At 44.3% G+C, this 4,128-nt stretch carries 4 protein-coding genes; 3 read left to right on the top strand and 1 reads right to left on the bottom strand.

Annotation, left to right across the window (positions count from 1 at the left end):
* Positions 1 to 575 (top strand): RagB/SusD family nutrient uptake outer membrane protein (locus VN105_RS23850; RefSeq protein ID WP_325644948.1); only part of this gene is annotated, 575 nt, incomplete at its 5' end.
* An 11-nt stretch (positions 576 to 586) separates the two neighbouring features.
* Positions 587 to 1,747 carry a TlpA disulfide reductase family protein gene (locus tag VN105_RS23845; RefSeq protein ID WP_325644946.1) on the top strand — a complete coding sequence of 387 codons (1,161 nt, stop codon included), beginning with the start codon at positions 587 to 589 and terminating at the stop codon, positions 1,745 to 1,747.
* A gap of 85 nt (positions 1,748 to 1,832) precedes the next feature.
* Here the strand turns inward: VN105_RS23845 and VN105_RS23840 are convergent, their stop codons facing one another.
* Complete coding sequence (locus tag VN105_RS23840; protein WP_325644944.1) at positions 1,833 to 3,317, bottom strand: PLP-dependent aminotransferase family protein; 1,485 nt, start codon at positions 3,315 to 3,317, stop codon at positions 1,833 to 1,835.
* 95 nt (positions 3,318 to 3,412) lie between these two features.
* Between VN105_RS23840 and VN105_RS23835 the strand changes: the two genes are divergently transcribed.
* On the top strand, positions 3,413 to 4,018 hold the full coding sequence (locus VN105_RS23835) for an FMN-binding negative transcriptional regulator (RefSeq protein ID WP_325644942.1): 606 nt from the start codon (positions 3,413 to 3,415) through the stop codon (positions 4,016 to 4,018).
* Positions 4,019 to 4,128 lie beyond the last annotated feature (110 nt).

Here is a 4,128-nt window from a genome sequence, read left to right as displayed (position 1 = left end):
ATTATATTGAGAATTACATTTTTATGCATGGGGAAGCCAGTTACAGCAGCAGCGAAAGCAATTTGCGGACAGACAGGGCAGCACGTTTCGAAGCCGGTGATGCCAGCTTCCTTTCCCGTTGGAAACTGCGGACCTTAGGGTCTGACACCTTTTATAATTCAATAACAACCGGCCGTTTCAATGAAGGAGGCCTTACTACAGCGGAAGTGTACCTGATAAAAGCAGAATGTCTTGCCCGGAAAGATGATTTGAATGGAGCAATGGGTGTTTTAAATACACTTAGAGCGAAACGAATTTTGCCGCAGCAATATCAACCGTTATCTGCTTCTATACAAAAACAAGCGATCAACTTTATAAGAAGAACCCGGGGGAACGAAATGATCTTCACCATCGTTGCATTCGCAGACACCCGTCGGTTTAACCAGGACCCGCAGTACGCGCAAACTCTGACGAAAGTTGAAAATGGTAAAACCTTATCACTGGCTCCAGGTTCCTATATGTGGACCATGCCCTTCCCGCAGGGAGCGTTTAAAAACCCGGGAAATGGAACAATACATCAAAATGTAAATAAATAGAAATGATATCCATGAATTGCAGAACATTAATTATTGTCGCTTTACTATTGTTGGGCACAACAGCTTTATCTTTCGGCCAGGCCGGAAAGTATAAAATTTCCGGAAAGATAACCGGGCTGCCGGACGGCACTGTACTGGAACTTATTCCCATTACGCACGACGAGGAAAAACCTGAGAACAAAACAATTGTAAAAGACGGGGCATTTATTTTTACCGGGAGTCTTCCGGAACCAAGCTTCTATTTTATGAGGGTTACCGGAGAACCTTATACCGGTCTTAGCCTGATGGTTGAGAATAGCAGTATTCTTGTAACAGCTATTGCAAAACCTTCAGAAAATGAAGGTCGTAAAGGGCATACTATATCTGATATTAAGATAGCAGGCAGCAAATCACATGATCTGTACCTGGAGAAAAGTGAAACCAGGAGAAGGCAGGATCTTCTTTATCAAAAGTACCATGCGGACAATACGGTCATTAACGCCAGGATAGATTCCGCCAGAAAGGTGAAAGATACAGCTTTAGTGACTGCTTTAATGCAGACAGCCGCCTACAAGAAGTTTGAGGCAGATGAGAAACGTTTTTTTGATACAGTAGAGGTACAAATTAACAACCTGATATTATCTAATAAAAACTCCTGGTGGGGCGCATTTTTGATGATAGATCAGTTTTCTTATCTTACACCGGAACAGAAAAAGCTGTATGAGCAGCTTTCTCCTGCTGCCAAACAAAGCTACTATGGAAAGAAAGTACATGCGGAGCTTTATCCCAAAAGCTATGTTGGATTGCCGGCGCCGTCTTTAGCGCTTGTGGATGAATCAAACAGGCCCGTTTCCTTTTCCTCCGTGGCAAAGAACAAACGTTATGTGATCATTGATTTCTGGGCATCCTGGTGTGGACCTTGCCGCAGAGCTATCCCCGGATTAAAAGCTTTCTATGAAGAAATGAAGGGTAAAGGTGTGGAAATAGTAAGTGTTTCGATCGATAAAGACGCCCAGGCATGGGCAAAGGCCAACAAGGAAGAGGCGCTTCCCTGGATAAGTGTATTGGATAAGAAAGCCGTTTCAAAGGCCTTTGGCGTAAAAGCAATTCCTGCAATGTTCCTTTTGGATGCCAAAGGGAAAGTGCTGGCAGAAAATCTTACGATGGAGGATCTGAAATCCAAAATACAATAACAGTTGAATTAATGTTTAACACGCGGAAATGCCATTGTAATCACCATTGCAATGGCGTTTCTTTTGGTTGGGACCCGATCTCCGGCTACTTCCCTGTTAACCCCTTTAAGATCTCCATACTTCTTATCAGCTCCTCGCTGGTGGAAGAAGCAAAGCCAAGCCTGATGGCGTTATTGTCAAGGTTGGGGTATTTATTAATATCGCCATCGGACAATAATAACCCTTTTTGATATGCTTTTTTTACCAGTTCATCCAGGTTGATAGATCTGTTCATCACCGTCCATACCGACATGCCGCCTTCGGGTATATTGAACTGCACCCGGTCCTGCAGTTCCTGTTGTAACAGGCTGCAAAAAAGATCACGTCTTTGTTCATATACCTGCAAGGTTTTTCTCAGGTAACGCTGAATAGTTCCGTCATTGATAATATCGGCTATCGCGTTGTCAAGGATGTGATCTCCCTGCCTGTCCTGCAGTACCCGGACTTTAGCCAGATGCTCAATCAGGTTTTCAGCTGCAACCAGGTAACCCATCCGGAAGGCCGGGGAGAAGCTTTTACTGAATGACCCACAGTAAATGACCATGCCATTTTCATCTGCACTGGCCAATGGGAGTAATGGCCGGTGCCTGTAGTGAAAATCAAAATCGTAGTCATCTTCCAGGATAATAAACCCGTGTTCATTGGCGAGCCTGAGTAATTCCAGCCTTCTGTCGATCCGCAATGATACGGTGGTGGGGTAGTGGTGATGGGGTGTTACATACACCATCCTTACTTTTTTCTTCCTGCATATTTTTTTTAGTTCTTCCACCACCAACCCATTTTCATCAACCGGAATGCCGATGTGTTTTGCCCTGGCATGAATGAAATTATGTTCCACCCTTCTCCATCCCGGTATACCTGATATCACTACGTCGCCGGGAGCAATGAGTGCATTGCATACAAGGTTAATGCCCATCAATGTACCTCTTACAGACAGTATATTGCGGGCCGTTGTTTTAAGGCCGCGGGAAGTATTCAGGTAATCAGACATTGACTGCCTGTAGTAAGTGGAGCCGGCGGGATTACCATAGCTGCCAAATTTACGATAGAGGCCACTCCTGGTGAGCTGATTGCGGTAGGCCCGGTAAAGTTCCTTCAGTGGAGCGAGTCGCGGATCGGGATAGCCATCGTCTAAATGTAATTCAGGGATGGTGATATCTGGTATGGCGCTCAGGTAGTTTACAGACGTTATATGAAATCCTGCCCGCTTATACGCGTTGGCTGAAAGGCGCTTACCAAGTTTTTTTGGTTCATGGTCTGTGATATGGGAGGAAACAAATGTGCCCTTTCCAACAGCGCTTTCCAACCAGCCTTGCATGGCCAGCTCCTCAAACGCCTTATTAACCGTAATCCGGTTGATATGCAAAATGCCGGCAACATCCCGGCTACCCGGCAGTTTTTCTCCTGCAGCCAGCTTCCCGTTTTTAACCAGCGTTAAAATGGCATCTGATAGTTGTAGGTAAACCGGCCTTTCTGCACGATGATCAATGGTAATCTCTTCAAATAATCGCCATATAATTGGTCTATCCATTTTATTAATATTGGACTATAAAGGTAATCCAATACGCGCCTAAATTTGTACCGTAAATGTAAAAATCAGCGGAGCCGCAGGAAAACAGATCCAATATGTATATACCACACCAGTTCAAATTTAAAGACAGGAACGAAATGGTCGCTTTTATGAAAAGGTACAGTTTCGCTACCATTGTAACAGTGAAAGGCAATATACCGCTAGCTACACAATTGCCGTTTTGGGTTGATGATAGCGCCGGCGGGTTGCGGTTGATCTCGCATTTTGCCCTGGCAAATGAACAGGCAAAATATATTGAAGGAAATACGTCACTGGTTATATTCAGTGAACCGCATGCTTATATATCACCTGTGCATTATGATAAGAAGGAGAGCGTGCCTACATGGGACTATATGGCTGTACACGCCTATGGGGAACCGAAGATCATTGCCGGTGAAAATGCAGTAGCCGGCGTATTGGAACAAATGATCAGGTTTTATGAACCTGGCTATCTGCAACAGTGGAACAGCCTGCCTGAAAAATATAAAAAAGGAATGATGAAAGCGATTGTTGCCTTTGAAATTGAAGTGGTGGATTTGCAGGGACAAAAGAAATTATCCCAGAATAAAACAGCAGCGGAAAGACAGCGGATCAGCGAACACCTGGAGAAAAGCGAAAATACCGTAGAGATGGCTATTGCCCAACATATCAGGGAACTTTAAAACGGGGAAATAGTACGCATATGAAGTAGTCCGTATAAAAGGAAGATTTTAAAATAACCGGTCTTTACTGCAGCCAGCTGTTATACGCATCCCGGCCGATATCATAAAAT

Origin of the sequence: Chitinophaga sp. (assembly GCF_035564935.1) — a bacterium.
Taxonomy (GTDB): domain Bacteria; phylum Bacteroidota; class Bacteroidia; order Chitinophagales; family Chitinophagaceae; genus Chitinophaga.
This window is presented reverse-complemented; position numbering and strand designations above follow the sequence as displayed.